Source organism: Streptomyces litmocidini (assembly GCF_014649755.1).
Classification (GTDB): Bacteria; Actinomycetota; Actinomycetes; order Streptomycetales; family Streptomycetaceae; genus Streptomyces; species Streptomyces litmocidini.
The window spans coordinates 127,207-144,245 of record NZ_BMTQ01000003.1 but is presented as its reverse complement, the minus strand read 5'-3'; the positions used below and the strand labels follow the sequence as shown (position 1 = coordinate 144,245).

Annotated in this window: 15 protein-coding genes; 7 read left to right on the top strand and 8 right to left on the bottom strand. The window is 74.0% G+C overall.

The window, feature by feature from the left end:
• Positions 1–12 precede the first annotated feature (12 nt).
• Positions 13–2,334 (top strand): FUSC family protein, encoded by a 2,322-nt coding sequence (locus IE180_RS07210; protein WP_190155934.1) that lies wholly within the window; start codon positions 13–15, stop codon positions 2,332–2,334.
• 17 nt (positions 2,335–2,351) lie between these two features.
• Positions 2,352–3,119 (top strand): uracil-DNA glycosylase, encoded by a 768-nt coding sequence (locus tag IE180_RS07205; RefSeq protein ID WP_190155933.1) that lies wholly within the window; start codon positions 2,352–2,354, stop codon positions 3,117–3,119.
• A 242-nt stretch (positions 3,120–3,361) separates the two neighbouring features.
• On the opposite strand, the gene IE180_RS07200 is transcribed toward IE180_RS07205, so the two are convergent.
• Positions 3,362–3,940, bottom strand: coding sequence for a TetR/AcrR family transcriptional regulator (locus IE180_RS07200; protein ID WP_190155932.1), 579 nt, complete (start codon positions 3,938–3,940; stop codon positions 3,362–3,364).
• A 91-nt stretch (positions 3,941–4,031) separates the two neighbouring features.
• Between IE180_RS07200 and IE180_RS07195 the strand changes: the two genes are divergently transcribed.
• Complete coding sequence (locus tag IE180_RS07195) at positions 4,032–4,478, top strand: anthrone oxygenase family protein (protein ID WP_190155931.1); 447 nt, start codon at positions 4,032–4,034, stop codon at positions 4,476–4,478.
• A 249-nt stretch (positions 4,479–4,727) separates the two neighbouring features.
• On the opposite strand, the gene IE180_RS07190 is transcribed toward IE180_RS07195, so the two are convergent.
• The 6 genes from IE180_RS07190 to IE180_RS07165 form a co-directional block, all read right to left on the bottom strand.
• Positions 4,728–5,501: an NUDIX domain-containing protein gene (locus IE180_RS07190; RefSeq protein ID WP_190155930.1), complete on the bottom strand. Its 774-nt coding sequence runs from the start codon at positions 5,499–5,501 to the stop codon at positions 4,728–4,730.
• Between the two features lie 342 nt (positions 5,502–5,843).
• On the bottom strand, positions 5,844–7,301 hold the full coding sequence (locus IE180_RS07185) for an NUDIX domain-containing protein (RefSeq protein ID WP_190155929.1): 1,458 nt from the start codon (positions 7,299–7,301) through the stop codon (positions 5,844–5,846).
• A complete protein-coding gene (locus IE180_RS36230) occupies positions 7,298–7,936 on the bottom strand; it encodes a hypothetical protein (RefSeq protein ID WP_229860349.1) in 639 nt (212 codons plus the stop codon). Before IE180_RS36230 ends, IE180_RS07185 begins: the two co-directional genes overlap by 4 nt.
• A complete protein-coding gene (locus tag IE180_RS07175; RefSeq protein ID WP_190155928.1) occupies positions 7,924–8,427 on the bottom strand; it encodes an NUDIX hydrolase in 504 nt (167 codons plus the stop codon). Before IE180_RS07175 ends, IE180_RS36230 begins: the two co-directional genes overlap by 13 nt.
• 750 nt (positions 8,428–9,177) lie before the next feature.
• Complete coding sequence (locus IE180_RS07170) at positions 9,178–9,351, bottom strand: CsbD family protein (protein WP_190155927.1); 174 nt, start codon at positions 9,349–9,351, stop codon at positions 9,178–9,180.
• Between the two features lie 229 nt (positions 9,352–9,580).
• Positions 9,581–10,843: a beta-ketoacyl-[acyl-carrier-protein] synthase family protein gene (locus tag IE180_RS07165; protein WP_190155926.1), complete on the bottom strand. Its 1,263-nt coding sequence runs from the start codon at positions 10,841–10,843 to the stop codon at positions 9,581–9,583.
• Between the two features lie 67 nt (positions 10,844–10,910).
• Between IE180_RS07165 and IE180_RS07160 the strand changes: the two genes are divergently transcribed.
• Positions 10,911–11,528 carry a TetR/AcrR family transcriptional regulator C-terminal domain-containing protein gene (locus tag IE180_RS07160; protein WP_190155925.1) on the top strand — a complete coding sequence of 206 codons (618 nt, stop codon included), beginning with the start codon at positions 10,911–10,913 and terminating at the stop codon, positions 11,526–11,528.
• A gap of 148 nt (positions 11,529–11,676) precedes the next feature.
• Complete coding sequence (locus tag IE180_RS37340) at positions 11,677–13,266, top strand: GNAT family N-acetyltransferase (protein ID WP_190155924.1); 1,590 nt, start codon at positions 11,677–11,679, stop codon at positions 13,264–13,266.
• 436 nt (positions 13,267–13,702) lie between these two features.
• Here IE180_RS37340 and IE180_RS07150 read toward each other — a convergent pair whose 3' ends face one another.
• A complete protein-coding gene (locus IE180_RS07150; protein ID WP_190155923.1) occupies positions 13,703–14,644 on the bottom strand; it encodes an SDR family NAD(P)-dependent oxidoreductase in 942 nt (313 codons plus the stop codon).
• 423 nt (positions 14,645–15,067) lie between these two features.
• On the opposite strand from IE180_RS07150, the gene IE180_RS07145 reads away from it, so the two are divergent.
• On the top strand, positions 15,068–15,394 hold the full coding sequence (locus IE180_RS07145) for a plasmid stabilization protein (protein WP_190155922.1): 327 nt from the start codon (positions 15,068–15,070) through the stop codon (positions 15,392–15,394).
• A gap of 245 nt (positions 15,395–15,639) precedes the next feature.
• Positions 15,640–16,845 carry an amidohydrolase gene (locus IE180_RS07140; protein ID WP_373302690.1) on the top strand — a complete coding sequence of 402 codons (1,206 nt, stop codon included), beginning with the start codon at positions 15,640–15,642 and terminating at the stop codon, positions 16,843–16,845.
• The last annotated feature ends 194 nt before the right edge of the window (positions 16,846–17,039 follow it).

Genomic DNA, 17,039 nt, shown 5'->3' with positions numbered 1-17,039 from the left:
GATGCTGGGGGCATGGGTGACGCGTTCCCACGACGGCCCTCGCCCGCCTACCGGACCGCGGCGCGGAGGGCCCTGCGCGTCACGATCGCCGCCTCGACCGGGTTCTACGTCCTCCTCCACGGCTTCGACTCGGCGGTCGGCGCGACGTACGCCCTGTTCGGCGCGGTCGCCATGGCCGGGCTCTCGCACCTCCCCGGCTCCGGACGCCAGCGGGCCGTGCTCCTGACGGGCGCGGTGCCGGTGTGCTGGGTGCTGATCACGCTCGGGACGTACCTGTCCGTACGGACGTGGAGCGCCGTGGCCGGCATGCTCGTGGTCGGGTTCGTGCTGGCGTTCATGGCCGTCGGAGGGCCACGGTTCGCCGGCGCGGCCACGGGGCTGCAGCTGATGTACATCCTGCCCTCGTTCCCGCCCTACGACCCCGGTTCGATGGGCGAACGGCTGGCGGGGGCGACCTTCGGGATCGCCCTGCTGGCCGTCGCGGAGGCGGCGTTGCTGCCCGAGCCGACCGCCCTGCCCTACCGCGAACGGGCCGCCCGGGCCGCCGAGGGCGCGGCACGCTGCGCGGACCGGCTGCGTTCCGCGCCGTACACACTGCCGGAGGCCACGCTGCGCACCGCCCGGGCCCTGAGCGCGGGGCTCCGTTCCTCCCGCGTCCCGGAGGCGGAACGACCGGCGGGAGCGGGCGTGCGACCGAGGGCACTGGCCCACACGGGCCTGGCGACGCGCACGCTGCTCGGCCGGTTGACGGCGTTGCCGCCGCCCCCTTCGACCGGGGCCCCGCCCCGGGAAGCCGGGGCCGGGCCCGGAGCGGACGGGGGCGCGGCAACGGGAGGCGCGGACGCGGAAGACCGGGCCGGGGAGGCCGAGCCGTCCGGGGCCGATCCCCCGGACCCGCTGCGGGCGGTCGCGGACGTGGCGGAGGAGACCGCCGCCCGGCTGCGGGGCGCCATGCCCGACGGCCGGGCGCACGCCCGTCTGCGGCGGACCCGTCGAACACTGACGGCAGCCGATGACGCCCCTCCCGCCGTGCTGCGCCGCAACGCGGCGCTCCTGGAGCTGGTGGACGTCGCACTCGCGATGTCCACCGCGGCCGACATCGCCGTACGGGGCCGAGCGGCCGACGCGCCGGCACCCGGCCCGTTCTGGTACGCGCGGATGCGGGCGCCACGGCTGTGGTGGCGGCGCCTGTCGGGCCACGTCGGCAGCCGGTCGGTGTTCTTCCAGAACGCCGTGCGGATCAGCCTGGCCCTGGCGGCGGCCCGGCTGATCGCGGGCATCGACACCCTCCCGCACGGCTTCTGGGTGCTGCTGGCCACCCTGACCCTGACGCGCACGACGGTACGGGAGACCCGCAGGACGGAGCGGATCGCGCTGACCGGCACGCTCGTCGGCGCGTTGGTCGCGGCGGCGTCGCTGGCGCTGGTCGGCACCGACATCGAGGTCTACGCGGTGGCGCTGCCGCCGCTGATGCTGGTCACCTTCACGCTGGGACCGGTGAAGGGCGCGGGGTGGGCGCAGGCGCTGTTCACGGTGGTGGTCGCCCTGGTCTTCGCACAGCTGGCGCCCGCCACCTGGCAGCTCGCCGAGTTCCGGCTGCTCGACGTGCTGACCGGCAGCGCGATCGGCGCCGTGTTCGGACTGCTGGCCTGGCCGCGAGGCGCCCACGACGAGCTGCGGCGGTCGGTCGCGGCGCTGCTGAGGATCGCCGCGGAGATCGTCGTGGCCACGACGGCGCAGATCGCGGCGGGCGGACGGCGCGTGCCGGTGGTCACCGCACCGGGCCACCGCTCGCTGCAGCACGCCCTGGTCATGGCGGAGTCGGCGTACGCGCAGTACCAGAGCGAACCGAAGGGCCCCGCCCGGCCGCCGGCCGGCCAGGACTGGCAGGCCGCGCTCATCGCCGGCCACCACACGCTGTGGGGCGCCGACCGGCTCCTCGTACCTCCCGATCCGGTCGTGGCTCCGCCGCTGGGGAGAGGAGCAGCGGAGTCCGTCATCCGCACGGGCGACCGGATCGCGGCGGACATGCTGCTGGCCTCCGCCCGCATCGACCCCACCGGGGACGCCGTGGACACACCGGTACCGCTCCACGCCCCGACGGCCTCCGCCGTCCTCGCCGCGGACCCGCCCGGCGCACCGCGCGTGTACTACGCGACGGTGTCCTGGCTGACCTCGCTGGCGACGGACCTCGTGCGCCTCTCGGGCGACACCGACACCGACACCGCTGCCGACGCGCCCGTCGGCAAGCGGGGTGTGCCCCGGGCAGGCGATCCGGGAGCGGCACCGACGGCCGACTGCCAGGATGGAACCGACCGTCGGGACCGACCGTGAGGGGGAGTGGGGCGAGGATGCCGACCGCCGAGGGGTATCCGGTGCGTGCCGCCGACCGTGCCCACACGCTGGCCGACCTGGACGCCCGACTCGTGGAGTGCCGGGCGTGCCCCCGGTTGGTGGCGTGGCGGGAGGAGACCGCCCTCGAGAAACGGGCGGCGTTCCGGGACCGGGAGTACTGGGGCCGCCCCGTGCCCGGGTTCGGGCCCGCGGACGCGGCCCTGCTGATCACCGGCCTCGCGCCCGCCGCGCACGGCGCGAACCGGACCGGGCGGATGTTCACCGGGGACCGGGCCGGCGACCTGCTGTTCGCGACCCTGTACGAGCTGGGGCTGGCCTCCCGGGCGACCGTGACCGGTCCCGACGACGGGCTGGAGCTCACCGGCGTGCGGGTCACCGCCCCGGTCCACTGCGCACCGCCGGACAACCGCCCCACGCCCGGCGAACGCGACACCTGCCGCCCGTGGCTGACCCGCGAGACGCAGCTGCTGCGACCGACCCTGCGCGTGGTCGTCGCCCTGGGCGCCTTCGGCTGGCAGGCCGCGCTGGCGGCGCTGGGCGGGGCCGGGTGGAGCGTGCCCCGGCCTCGGCCGGGGTTCGGGCACGGCACGCGGGTGTCCCTGGCCGCCGCGGAGGGGACGGGCGCCCCGCTCGCGGTCTTCGGCTGCTACCACGTGAGCCAGCGCAACGTCTTCACCGGCAGACTGACGCCGGAGATGCTGCGCCGGGTCCTCGCCGAGGCGGCCCGGACCGCTGGTCTGCCGGTCGAACGGCGGGGCGGATAGACCAGACCTCCGGGGACGCGGACCGTGGTCCCCCACGGACGCGGTCACGGCGGAACGCCAGGCGATTCGCGACGCGTCCCGGGCCTCCTGCCCGAACCGGGGGCATCGGGCCCTCCCGCCGCCCTCGTCCGGGCCGGGCCCGGCGGTGGACCGCTGCCAGCGACACCGAGGGGCGGCGGCTTCCGGAGCGGGTGAGCAGCGGCTTCCGGAGCGGGCTCCTGACACCCCGTCGGAACGGCGTGTCAGAGCACGGCGAGCCGCTCCACGAACAGTTCCACCCTCTGCTCGGTGTCCCCGGGCGGTAGCCGTCCCGCCCGGGTCAGGGTGGCCAGCCCGTGCAGGGACGCCCAGAACACCTCGGTGAACAGCGCCGGGTGGACGCCGTCCCCGGCGACCTCGCCGAGGCTCTCCAGCAGGGCGGCGAAGGCGTCCTTCAGCGGCTCCGGGGTCTCCTCGCGCGCGAATGCCAGACCCCCGTCGAGCTGGAACATGGCGTCGTAGACCGCCGGATTGCGCTCGGCGAAGTCCAGATAGGTGCGGGCGAGGGCGGTGACCCGGGCGCGAGGGCCGTCCGCGGCGGAGGTCGCGGCCCGCAGCGCCGCCGCCATCTCGGCGGCACCTTCGAGGGCGACGGCGCCGATGATCTCGCGCTTGCCGCGGAAATGGCTGTAGAGGACGGGCTGGCTGTATTCGATGCGCTCGGCGAGCCGCCGGGTGGTGACCGCGTCCCAGCCCTGCTGCTCGGCGAGTTCGCGGGCGGTCGCCACGATGAGGCGCTCGCGGTCCGCCCGTTCGCGCTGCTTGCGTTCCTGTACCGACATGATTCGATCCTAGCACCGCTAGACAATCGAGCGGCAGCAGTACTAGCGTTGCCTCATCGGCTAGCACTGCTAGACATCTGGAGGGGTCATCATGCTCAACGCACTCGAGGTCTTCACCACCGTGGTCGTCGGCCTGATGGTGGGGGTGGAGTTCTCCGTCGCCTTCGTCATCAACCGGATCCTCGACGCCCTCCCCGAGGACAGCGGCCAGCTCGGCCGCGCCCACGGGGGCCGGATGCTCGGCGCCCTGATGCCCGTCTGGTACATCGGCTCGCTCCTCCTGAGCGCGGCCTGGGCCGTCGCGGGATGGCACCGCCCCGGCGCCGGCCTCGTCGTCATCGCCGCCGCGCTGCTGATTCTGAGCGTGATCATGTCGATCCTGCTGCTCGTCCCGATCAACGACCGGGGCAAGACCTGGACCCCCGAGAACCGGCCCGCCGACTGGAAGCAGCAGATGAACCGCTGGGACCGCTTCCACTACGTCCGCGTCGCCGTCATCGTCGCCGCCTTCACCCTGCTGGTCACCGCCCTCGTCTGAGCCCGCGAGCAGGCATCACATCGGTGCGGCTTTTCGAAGCCCGGTCGCAGCGGCTCGCGATGCCGCGCCTGCGCGGGTGGAGCGGTTCCCGGCCCCGTAAGGGGGCAGGGCGGCGGGGTGGTACTCGCGCGGCGGCGAGCGGATCCCGCGGCGCCCTGATCCCAGAACCCGTCCGTCCGCGTTCGGCACGACATCCCTATGACGTCCCTTCGCGAACACGGAGATCCGAAGGAGGCGGTGGCGCACGGGTCAGGCGGTGAAGTACCGGTCGAACAGCTGAGGCAGGTAGTCCGCCGTCGAACCGAGGCGACCGGCCGCGACCGGCGAGGACACGAAGTCGATCTCGTCGAGTTCCGGTCCCGCGCCGGACGCGGTCTGCACGACAGACAGGTCCGCGTGCAGGCGGCGTACGAGGGCCCCGGACGCGGGCGGACAGAGAAAGTGGAAGCCGAGGCCGCCGAACCGGCTGCTCCGGGTGAGGGCCCACAGCTCCAGCTCCTCGGCGCCGACGCGCACACCGGTCTCCTCCACCAGCTCACGGGCGGCGTGCCGGCGCAGCTCTGCCGCGTTCAGGGGCTCGCCGGCCCCGGGCGGTTCGACCGCGCCGCCCGGCAGGCTCCACCGGCCGGGCGCCGCGGTGGCAGGAGAGCCGCGCCCGACCACGAGGCCGTTCTCGGTGGGCAGGAGGACGGTGACGAACACAGACCCGGGGACCTGCTCGGGCGGCCGCAGCCGGCGCAGGGCACGAAAGCGGTACGTCATCGGGGCCCAGCGCACGACCAGGCTTCCGTCTCCGGACCGGTCGAGGCCGAGAACGGCCACCAGCGGGCCGTCGAACGTGGCGGGGTTGCGGGCCGTCGTCTCCTCCCAGAGCCGGTCCACTTCCCGTTCCTCCCAGGAGGAGAGGACCGGCGTCGCCTGCTCGGCGAACACCAGCGCGCGGGCATCGAGGAACTCGACCGGAGGCCGGGCGGACCCGGGCGCGTCCTCCGGCTCGGGCCGGTCGGCGGTGCTTGTCGTCATCGTTCCTCCGATCGGCGGGGTTCGTGCCGGGGGCGCGGCGCCGCCCGGCGCACCGCCACGTCCGCGAGGGCAGTGCCCTTCCCGCGCCGTCCGCCCGCCTTACCGTACGGCGCGCGGGCGCTGCGCGACCGGCTCGTGCCGGCACGGTGCCCGGGCGTGCGGCCCGGCACCCCCACAGCTCCGGGCCGGTCGGTGCGACCTGCGCGCCGCGGACCGAGGCGGTGAACACGCGGGACGTCCGCGCGACGTCCCCGGTAACGGCCGGCGCCGTGAACACCGGTGGAGGCGTGGTCGGTTGCTCGATTCGCGTCGGCCTCCTCGACGGAGGCGGGCAGGGAAGGGTCACGGCCGACCGCCACCGTCGGGGCTCCGGTCGGATGCGCCACCGGCCGCCCACGTCCCCGTCCTCCCGCCGCCGGGCCACGTGCCGCCGGTACGCAGGCGGGCGAGGGCGCGGCGGCCGCGTTCGACGAGCTCCGGGTCCCCGGATCGCGTCCCGAAAGCGATGCCGGAGACCGAGTCCAGGGCGACGCTCGCGACCAGATGCGCCCCCTCCGTGTCGGACAGCGGGCGGCCGTAGCCGACGAAGAACGCCGTGGCCAGGTCGTCCCGGCCGTCGAAGTGGTCGAAGAGGCGGACGAAGTCCCCCACTCGGGGCCGAAGTTCACTGCGCTCGACGTCGATGAAGCGCACCGCGCCGTCGGCGCCGAGAAGAAGGTTGCGCAGCTGCAGGTCGCCGTGCGTCACCACCGGCATGAGCGGCCCGGAGCCCCGGGCGGCGGCGACGGCCGCGCGGACGCACTCCTCGTCGCCCGGTTCGAGCAGCGGCCGCGCCGCGTCCAGATGCCGCTCCATTCGGTCGTACGGTCCCACGGGCGCGGCACCGGAGGCCGTCGCGGGGAGGGGACTCGCGTGGATGCGGGCCGCGAGCGCGCCGATCGCCTCGAACACCGCGCGCTCCTCGGCGCCGGTCAGCACCATGCCGTGCAGGGAGCGGCCCGCGACCGCGGTCACCACGATCGCCCGGAGGTCCGGGTCCGCGGCCACGAGGCGGGGCCCGGCGCCGCCCAGTCCGGGAACCCAGCCACGCAACGCGGCCGTCTCGCGACGGTGGAACTTCTCGTTCTGGTGGACCTTCACGAACCACTCGCCGCCCGCCGCGCCGCGGACGCGCCACACACGGCTGTTCTCCCGGGCCCAGGACACATCCGCCCATGCGGCGACGCGGCCGACGGCGCGCTCGGCGAAATCCCGCACGCCCGGATCCGGCCCAGGACCCGCGGCCCCCGGCCCGTCGAGGAGGCGGAGACGGTCGACGCACGGGTCGTGGGCGATCGGGTCCTCGGGGGCGTGGAAGTGCAGAGCGACCGGCGCACCGGTCCGATAGGCGTCGAGTCCGGCCCGGCAGTAGGCGACCATCGGCTCCGGCAGCGCCGCGATCGGGAACCACTCCATCGCGTCGCACTTGTCCGGCTCGGCCACCCGCGGCGTGCCCCGCCAACGGCGGACCTCGAAGAAGAACCCGACCCGTTCCCGCCCGCCGCCCGGCGGCCGGTGGTGCACGACCACGGCCGCACGGACGTCCCCCGGATCGACCACGAGGCCGGTCTCCTCCAGCGTCTCGCGTACGACGGCTTCCACGACGGTCTCCCGCTCCACGTGACCCGACGGCGCGTGCCACAGACCGGACGCGTACACGCCGCCGGCCCGCCGGGACAGCAGCACCTCCGGACCCCGCTCTCCGTCGCGGACGGCGATCAGGTGAACGTCCACCGGCACGGTGTGCCGCACGCCGCTCACGTGCCGCCTCCCGGCCGCCGGGCCGACAGCACCGTGCACCCGGTGTCCCCGACGTGCCCGCCGCCGTCCTCGCCGTGCTGCTCCGGCAGTTGCCGGACGTCGCCCTCGGAACGGTCCTCGTCCACCATGTCCACGCGGGCCGTCCGGTGCGCGGCCGGAAGCTCTCCGGCACCGGCACCGGCACCGGCACCGAGATCGAGCGGAACCGGCGAGTCCACGTCTCCCACCATGACGACGAGGACCGGGACCGCCTCGGGGGTGACGCCCGGACGGGCCGCCCGGCGGGAGACCGCGACCCCCGGACCGAGCCGGCCGGGGTTGCGCCGGGCGAAGGAGGCCATGTGGCCGTCACGCTCGGCTCCGGCGGCGAGACGGGGGCCGGTGACGGCGAGGGAGATCCCCGGGCCCGGGCCGAGCTCCAGGTGGCGCTGCCCGGGTTCCAGCCGGAGGACGCGGTCGACGCGGAGGGGCATCTCGCCGTTCCCGCAGCCGGCATCGAGAACCGTGACGGGACGGCCCGGGAGTTCGGTGAGAAGCCGGCGCCCGACCAGACCGCGGCGGAGCCGGCCCCGCGCGCTGTCGGAGCGGGCGGCGTACGCGGCGCCCCCCGTGCCGCAGCCGTTCAACGCCCCCACCCCAGTTCCGTGTAGGCACGACCCGTCCGGATGCCCTCGATCGCCTCACGGGCGTAGGGCACGGTCGGCTCGGGCAGGTCCTCCGCGCTCCACCACTGCCAGGCGACGCACTTGTCCGGTTCCCGGTGCTTCGGGGCGCCCTCCCAGTGGTGGGCACGGAAGAAGAGCTGGATGCGGGGCGGATCGTCGGGCCGGTCCACCATGTGCACCGTGTGGACGGGCTCGACGTCGGCAGGGTCGATCACCAGCCCCGTTTCCTCGTGCGCCTCCCTCGCGAGGCACGCGGTGGCGGCCTCCGCCTCGCAGTGGCCCGCCGGCACGTGCCAGGACCCACCGGCGTACGCCGAATCCGGATGCCGCAGACCCATCAGGACCCGCCCTTCCTGCTCCAGGTAGAGGTGGACACCGACCACGTTCGGCACGGTCCCGGACGGGGCGTTCGCCGGTGCGGTCCCGGCGGCGGCCGCCGGCGCCTCACCGCCGCCCGTCATGCCCCCCACCCCGCGTCCGGCCGCGCCGTGCGACGGGAGGTGGCGGCTGGACGCGGAGCCGTGACCGAAGAGAATCCGCGCCCGCACTGATCGTCCTGAGGCCGCTCGGCCCGAGACCGGTCGTCCTGAGACCGGTCGGCCCGAGCAGGAACAGCGGGAAGGGGGTACATCACGGCCTCCGACGGGTCGAGTGAGGGTGTCGGACGGCTCAACGACGCCGGCCCGCGTCTCGAACACACGTGTTTCGGACGGCATTCGAACCCCGCTGTCGGGCGAAAGCTCGTTCGTGCGGTGTGCATCGATCCGTGCGGGACGGGGGTCCTTGCGAAAGCCGGGTATGGCCGAAACGCCGACATCCAAGGTGCCCCCCCTGTAAAGGAGTCCGGCCGTGAAGGAGACGGCGTCCGCATGCGGGGGAAAGCGGGGAAAAGGGGGGACGCTCAGGAGAAGCGGGCCCGAGCCGTGACCCACCGGTGAAGCCCCCGGCGCGGGCGGAGCGGCCGTCCGAGGCGGGGAGGGCGGGCCGGGGCGGTCACGAGGGCGGGGCCGGGGAGAGGAAGCCGTCGGACGGCGGTCCGCTGTTCCGGAGGGACGGGGCGCACGCCCCGGAGGACCCCGGGGCGGGGCCGAACCGGCCCGGTGCGACACACCGGGCTCGGTTCAACAAGCCGGGTGAGGGAACCCCGAGGGGCGGGGGAGCCCTCCTCGGCCCTCCACGTGCCCCGGCGGGCGCCCCGGCGCCCCGCCGGCTCAGTGCTTGAAGACGTCCTTGCCGCGCTCCTTCGCCTCGCGGGCTTTGCCACGGGTCTCCAGAGCGGCGCCCTTCACCGTGACGCTGCGGTTGCCCACCGCGTGCGCCGCCTTCCGTATGGCCTTGCCGGCCACCTGTTCGGCCTTGGCCTTGATCTTCTCGCTGGCGCTCATGTCCGTTTCCTCTTTCCTCCGTGCCCCTACCCAGACAGGGGCGGAAAATGGGACAGATCCGCGGCTGCCCGGTGATCATGCGGCTTTCGCGGGAGCAAGGTGCGGGACGCGCGCCCGGGAGTGACGTGAGGGCGGGCGCGCATGCGGACGGTGCCGCGAGCGCACCTGCCCGATCGACCGGCGTCCCGTCGACGGCGGCCCTCCACGGACGACGGTGCGTTCGCGTGGGTCATGAGGTGGGGGAGGCCGTACGGGGCGTGCGGTGCCGTGTGCCGGTGACGACGAGCGAGACGTTCTGTCCACCGAAGCCGAAGGAGTTGCTGAGCACGGCTTCCTGGGGGGCGTCTCGCCGCTCCGCGACGACATCGAGATCGATGTCGGGCCCGACGCCGGCCGCGGTGAGGTTGCGGGTCGGCGGGATGACGCCGCGCTCCACGCTGAGGACGGCGATGAGTGCCTCGATCGCACCGGCCGCACCGAAGAGATGCCCGAGCGCCGCCTTGGGGGCCGTCACGGTGGCGCGGCCGAAGACCTCCCTGATCGCGTGCGCCTCCGCGATGTCGCCGACCGGGGTTCCGGTGGCGTGGGCGTTGACGTGGCTGATCCGTTCGGGAACCAGGCCGGCTTGTGCGAGGGCCTTCCGCATGGCCGAGATCTGACCTGAGCCGTCGGCGGCGGGGGCCGTGATGTGGTGGGCGTCGGCGGCGATGCCGGCGCCCGCGAGCACCGCGTGGACGCGTGCGCCCCGGGCGGCGGCGTGTTCGGCGCTTTCGAGCACCACGACAGCGGCGCCTTCGCCGAGAACGAACCCGCTGCGGTCCGCGGCGAACGGCCGGGACGCCGAGGCGGGGTCCGCGGTGTGCCGCGACAGCGCCTGTGCCTGGGCGAAGCCGGCGACGGTGATCGGAGTGATCGCGGCCTCGGTGCCGCCCGCTATGACCACGTCCGCCTCGCCGGCACGGATGAGCCTGGCCCCCAGGGCGATCGCCTCGGCACCGGAGGAGCACGCCGAGACGGGCGTGTAGACCCCGGCCCGTGCGCCGTATTCGATGCTGATCAGCGCCGCCGCCGCGTTGGGCATGAGCATCGGGACCGTGCGCGGCGAGACGCGCCGCACCCCGGCCGCCTCCAGCACGTCGTCCTGCTTCAACAGCGTGTGCACGCCACCGATACCCGTGCCGATCGCCGAGGCGAGCCGGTCCGGGTCCACCGCCGGGGCACCGGCGTCGGCCCAGGCCTCGGCCGCGGCGGTGAGGGCCGCCTGCTGCGAGCGGTCGAGCCGCCTGGCCTGCGCAGGCGGCAGCGATGCCGCGGGGTCGGCCGCCATGGTCCCCGCGACGACGTCGGAAAGGCCGGTCTCCTCCTGGCCTCGCAGGACGTCACCACGGATGCCGGACTCACCGGCCAGCAGGGCTTCCCAGGTGGACTCCACGTCTCCACCGAGCGGCGTGATCGCGCCGAGTCCGGTCACGACGACTTCAGTCCGGTGCATCCTCTTCAGCCTTTCTTGTATGCGATACAAGTCAACAAGGCCATGTTGTATCACATACAATTCGGGTGTGGAGAAGAAGCGAACCGAAGCCCGATCGACGTCCACTCGATCGCGCGACCGTGGCCGCGCGACGAGGCGCCGACTGATCGAGGCGACCGCGCGGCTCTGCAAGGAGCGGCCCGGCGCCGAGGTGAGCGTCGCGGAGATCGCGAACGCGGCAGGCGCCTTCCCCAACCAGGTCACCTACTACTTCGGCTCCAAGGACTCGCTGCTCGTGCACGCCGCCTTTCTCGGCCTGCTGCACGACGCCCGACGGATCGAGCGCATCGGTCGCCAGGCCCCCGACGCGGCGACGTTCCGGCGCAACATCGCCCGTGCCGTACTGGCCATGCCCTCGCTCCCCCCGGTCGCGCGCGCCCTCGCCGCCGCGATCTCCAAGCCCGAACTCGCCCCTGTGGTCGACCGGCACCTCCAGCTGCTGTTCCGGCAGTCCGAACGCTTCGTGGGCCGGCTCGTCGACGGGCGCGGCTGGAAGGCCCGTCGGCCGCTCGACGTGGAGGCCAGGACGTTCTGGAGCACCGCGCTCGGCGCGGTCCTGCTCGTCCGCGCCGGCGCACACGGCACTGTCGCCGATCTCGACCTCGCCGGAGCGCTGACCATCCACGACGAAATCGAGCCCGGCTAGCTCGGTCGAACGGTTTCGGAGCCTGTCTCCCGGGTTCCGTCGGACGACCACGGCGCATGCCGTTCGTGGACGGCCTTCCACGGGCCGAAGCGTCCGCGCGGCGCCCGCTGCCCCGCGCCCGAAGGTGACACGCCCCTTCGGGCGGGCCATGAAGATAAGGGCCGTCGAGAACGCCCGGGTCGTCGTCGAGCCCTGGGAGCCCGAGCATCACGAGCACCTTCGCAGTCGACCGCGCTTCACGGAAGCGGGGTCGAACCTGACGCCGTCCAACTACAGCCGCCACTGGAACAGTTCGCTCACCGTCGCAGGGAACGGCGACCTGTACGACGGTTACACCGCGTACTTCTCGCGCCTCGCCGCCCAGAACCGTTCGGACCGGTCGTACACCTACGGCAACGCGGGCGACCACAAGTACTCCTTCTTCCCGAGGGCAGGCGGGGACGCGAGCACCGACACGGTCGTCAACGCCCTGGACGACGTCACCTGCCGTTGGAGCGACGCCGCCGGCAGCCACCGCACCACCGTCCATGCCGCCATGCCGAAGATCACCCGGCAGGCCGTCGCCGACAAGCTGCGGCAACTGGCCGGGGCGGGATGTCTGGTCGATCTCGTCTACAGCGAGACGGACGCCGGCACGTGGAGCGCCCTGCACGGCGTCTCCGGCATCACCCACCGCTACTACCAGCACGACGACGACGCGGACCCCACCACTCCGAGGCGGATCGTGCACTCCAAGAACCGGCTGATCAGCGGCATGTACGCGGGATCGGTGCAGAAGATGAGGTGGACCGGCAGCCACAACTGGAGCGGTCCGGCCCTGCGCAACAACGACGAGGCGATGCTCCGGGTCACCACCGCCTCGGTGCACGACGCCTTCGAGGCCGACTTCCAGGCCGTCCGTGCCGCCGCGGTCCCCGGTGTCGACGACGACGTCGCCCTCTGCAGGAGCGACGACGCCGACGGACACCCGTCGGCCCGACCCCGCTGCGTGGACCGCCCCTCGCGGACGCTCGCACGGCAGGACGTACGGTCGTCCTGCACCCACAGGAGCTCACCGGAGGCGCGGCTCCCGCCGGCGGGGGCCCCGGCTTCGGGCGGATGCCGACGTTCACGACAACGGACGGCGTCCCTTCGGCATGATGGATCGATGATCGATCCGACAGCCCCCGTGGTGCCGCCCGGCCGCATGAAGCAGACACGGCAGCCCGACTTCACGCTCCCCGGGAACATGCGTCTGCGCCCATGGGAGGAGAGCGACGCACAGGTCCTGGTGCGGTCGTGCCTCGACCCGGACGTCCAGCACTGGAACCGCCCCGGCCGGCTGACCACGGACACGGCCCGGGAGAAGATCGAGCGCTGGAAGCTGCGGTGGCAGGACGAGGAGGCCGCGATCTGGGCCGTCACTCCCGCGGACGGCACTCCCGTCGGATTGATCGGCCTCGCCGACCCGGACCTGCCGGGCGGCGGCGGCGAGTTCGTCTACTGGCTGCTGCCCGCCGGGCGCGGGCGCGGGGCCATGGTCGACGCCATTCTCGCCGTCAGCCGAGGGGCCTTCGACATCCTCGGGCTGCATCGCCTGCGCCTTACGCACTCCGTGGCCAACACGGCCTCCTGCGGGGTCGCCACCCGAGCCGGGTTCGCCCGGGAAGGGACGATGCGCAGCGCGCTCCTCCACGCCGATGGCTGGCACGACGAACACCTCCACGCACGCATCCAGGGCGACACCGGACCCGCGTGACCCGTCGGAGTCGGCTGAACCGTGGGGGCGCCCACCGGTCGGCCACGTTCGGAACCGGCCCCGCGCGTCGACCCCCGATCACGCCGACGACGCCGAGCGACGGCGTCCGGATCCACGGACGGCTGTCTCCACCCCGGGCGGGTCTTCGGCGTCTCTTCTCGGCGGGGCCGTTCGCCGTCCGTGACCTCGGCGCGCAGGGTCTCTTCGACACGGCGCTCCAGGACCCGGCCGCCGGTCGCTGTCGCCGGAGACGCCGGCTGCCGTGACCGACAGGGCCAGGAGCGGGCCGAGGAGGCCGACGCCGACGTGGCGTTCGCGGTCGACGATCTCCTCGTACCCCTCACACGGTCCGCGGGACGGGGCCTGACCCGCCCCGTGGGGCGTCCGGCGTCCGCGGCCGGTTCGACGCCCGTCGGCCACCGCGGGCGTGCCCGGGCTACCCGCAGGCGGTGGAGGGGTCGACGCCGGTCAGTTCACAGCTCGCGTCCCACAACCGCGCCGCGACGGAGCGGTCGGCCAGGTGGCTCCAAACCGCTTCACGTCGAGGCTCGCCGCGCAGGCCGAAGACGCGCGGCCCCCAGAGCTGGCCTCCCCGCACGGCCGGGTCGAGCACCGCCCGGACCGCGGGCCGTGCGCCGGCGTGCTTGCCCTGGACGAGGAGGGCCGCAGGCGCCGCGCTCAGCCGTGCGCCGGTGGCTCGCACATGGACCGGCGGCCGCGACGGGGTGAGGGAGTCCAACGCGCCGCCGGGATGGACCACCACGCTCGCCACCGTGCTGCCGGCAGCACGCAGGCGGCGATCGAGTTCGAGGCCGAAGTGCATCTGCGCCAGCTTGGAGCGTCCGTAGGCGCGCTTGGGCCGGTAGTCCTTCCGGGACTGCAGGTCGTCCAGGTCGAGGCGCTCGGACTTCGCCGCGAAGCTTCCCATGGTCACCACGCGGGCCGCAGGCGCGGCCGACAGCAGGGGCATCAGCCACTGGGTCAGGACGAAGTGCCCGAGGTGGTTCGTGCCGAACATGAGTTCGTGACCGTCCCCGGTCTCCCTGCGCGGCGGGTCGTCGAGCGCGACGCCGGCGTTGTGGACCACCGCGTCAAGGCGCTCCGTCGCCAGTGATTCCACCGCTGTTCCGAGCGACGGGAGGTCGGCGAGGTCCAGTCGTACGGCCCGCACCCGCGCACCGGGGACGCGCGCCCGGATCGAGGCCGTGGCGGCCTCGGCCCTGGCGGGACTCCGGCTGCCGAGCACGACGGTGGCTCCGGTTGCCGACAACTGCTCGGCGACGAAGTACCCGATGCCGGCGTTGCCGCCGGTGACCAGGAAGACGCGGCCCTCGGCACCCGGCAGGCGTCGGACGTTCCAGGGCGGGGTGGGCGACATGACGACGGGGCTCCCTTGCCGTTGAAGACGGTTGCGGCTGCCCCTCGGGCAACCCGGCATCCACGTTTCCAGCGGCCACCGACAGATCGCCTATGAACCACCGACGGACCCACGGGGCGACCGACGGCTACGGCTACGGGCGCGGGCCGCTGCCCGGTCGCGTACGGGGGCCGCCACGGCCGGTCAGGACCGGCCCCGAGCCCTTGCCGTGCGGTGAGGGTGCTGTCCTCCACAACCCGCAGTCGTTGCTCGGCGGATTCCAACGGGGCCCGGGCGCACCGCCCCGGGCGCCTCTGCGGAAGGCCTGCGGTGAACGGAACGGCCCGCTTCCGATTCCCCTTCGGCCGCGCGTGAAATGCGCGACGGTCCGGGTACGCGCAGCATGGCCGGGAACCCCGGATCTCTCACGAAGGAAGTGTTCCCATGCCCAGAGGAAGCAGCTCCAAGCGCGAGCGCCAGTACGAGCACATCAAGGAGTCCGGCGAGAAGCGCGGGATGTCCGAGGGCCGTGCCGAGGAGATGGCCTCCCGCACCGTGAACAAGGAACGGGCGCGGTCGGGCGAGAGCAAGTCGGCCAGCCGCAGCTCGACCTCGGGAAAGTCCGCCTCGCAGCGGGGTGGTGAGAAGTCCGGGGGCGGCGGATCGTCCGAGCGCACCAAGGACGACCTCTACCAGGAAGCGAAGAAGCGCGGCGTCGAAGGCCGCTCCACCATGACGAAGCAGCAGCTCAAGAACGCCCTCGGCCACTGAGCACGAGGAAAGCGGAACCGAGGGCCGGTCGCTCGTGGAGCTGCCGAGGAGCGACGAGGCCCTTTCCGGCCGTTTCCGGAGGACACGACGAGCAGGTCCCGCCGCCCGCTCCTCAGCGAGCGGGCGTGGGCTCCGCGGCCCGGCCGGGTGCCCGGGGCGGGGCCTTCCCCCGCGGTCACACGTCGTGGCGCCCGCCCGTCGTCGTGGAACACGGGGCGGCGAGCGGAGAGTCCTGAGGAGTGCGCGTGTCACAGATGGCGGAGTCCCTGTACGCCCGTGTCAGGCAGGAGGTCGCGGCCCGCGCCGACCGGCTGTGGGAGGTGAGCCTGGCGTTGCACCGAGACCCGGAGACGGCGTACGAGGAGCACCGGGCGGCCGGGCTGTTGGCGGGCGAGCTCGAACAGGAGGGTTTCGAGGTGCAACGCGGGGTGGCCGGCCTGCCGACCGCGTTCACCGCCCGCACCGGTTCGGCCGACAGTGCCCGGGAAGGGCCCTCCGTGGCCCTCCTGATGGAGTACGACGCGCTGCCGCTCCTCGGGCACGCGTGCGGCCACAATCTGATCGCGGCGGCGGGACTCGGTGCCGCACTCGCCGTGCGCGCCGCGCTCGGCGAGGTCGAGGGGACGCTGCTGGCCGTCGGGACGCCCGCGGAGGAGCGCGGCGGCGGCAAGGTCGCGGAGGTGGCGGCGGGGCTGTTCGAAGGAGTGGACGCGGCGCTCATGTTCCATCCGGGCGTCCACGACTGGACGTGGGCGCCGCTGACGGCCAGCGCACAGGTCCGGGTGGGTTTCCACGGTCGCGCCGCGCACCCGACCGGCAGCCCGACCGAGGGGATCGACGCGCTGGGAGCGCTGATCCAGCTCTTCAACACGCTCGGTGTACTGAGCAGGCGGCTCCCCCCGGGATCGCACGTCCAGGGCATCGTGACGGAGGGCGGCCGGGCGACGAACCTCGTCCCCGCCTACGCGGAAGGCCTCTTCGGACTGCGCGGGGAGACCACGTCGGCCTTGGAGCGGCTGGTGGAGGAGCTGCGGTCGTGCGCCCAGGGCGTGGCCCTGGCCACCCGTACCGAGGTGGAGGTGACCGACGTGGGAGGGCGGTACGAGCACTTCCGCGACAACGAGGTGCTGTCGTCCCTGTTCGCCGGACACCTCGAACGGGCCGGCATCCGGCTGTCGGAACCTGCGGCGGGCGTGTACCTGGGGTCGTCCGACATCGGAAACGTCAGCACGCGCGTGCCCGCGATCCACCCGTGGATCGCCATCCTGGGCCCTGAGGCCTCCGACCACACGCCCGAGTTCGCGGAGGCGGCGGCGGGGCCGAGGGCCCGGCACGTGATGACCGCCGCGGCGGAGGCGCTGGCCTGCACGGCGGCCGACGTCCTGCTGCGTCCGGACGTGCGCGAGCGGGCCTGGACCCGCTCGGGGGAGAAGGCCGCGGCGGGGCGGTGAGGGCAGGAGGGGTAGTGGCGGGGCAGGAGCGACGGCCCTGCCGGGTACCGGTGCGCCGATGACCGGAAGGGCCCTGCCGGGTGCCGGGTGCCGGGTGCCGGTGCGCCGATGACCGGAAGGCACGGTCGACCCGGTGGGGTGCGCGGATCCGGTCGGCGATGACCGGGAGGAGGGCGCGGCCGACCGTACGCCCA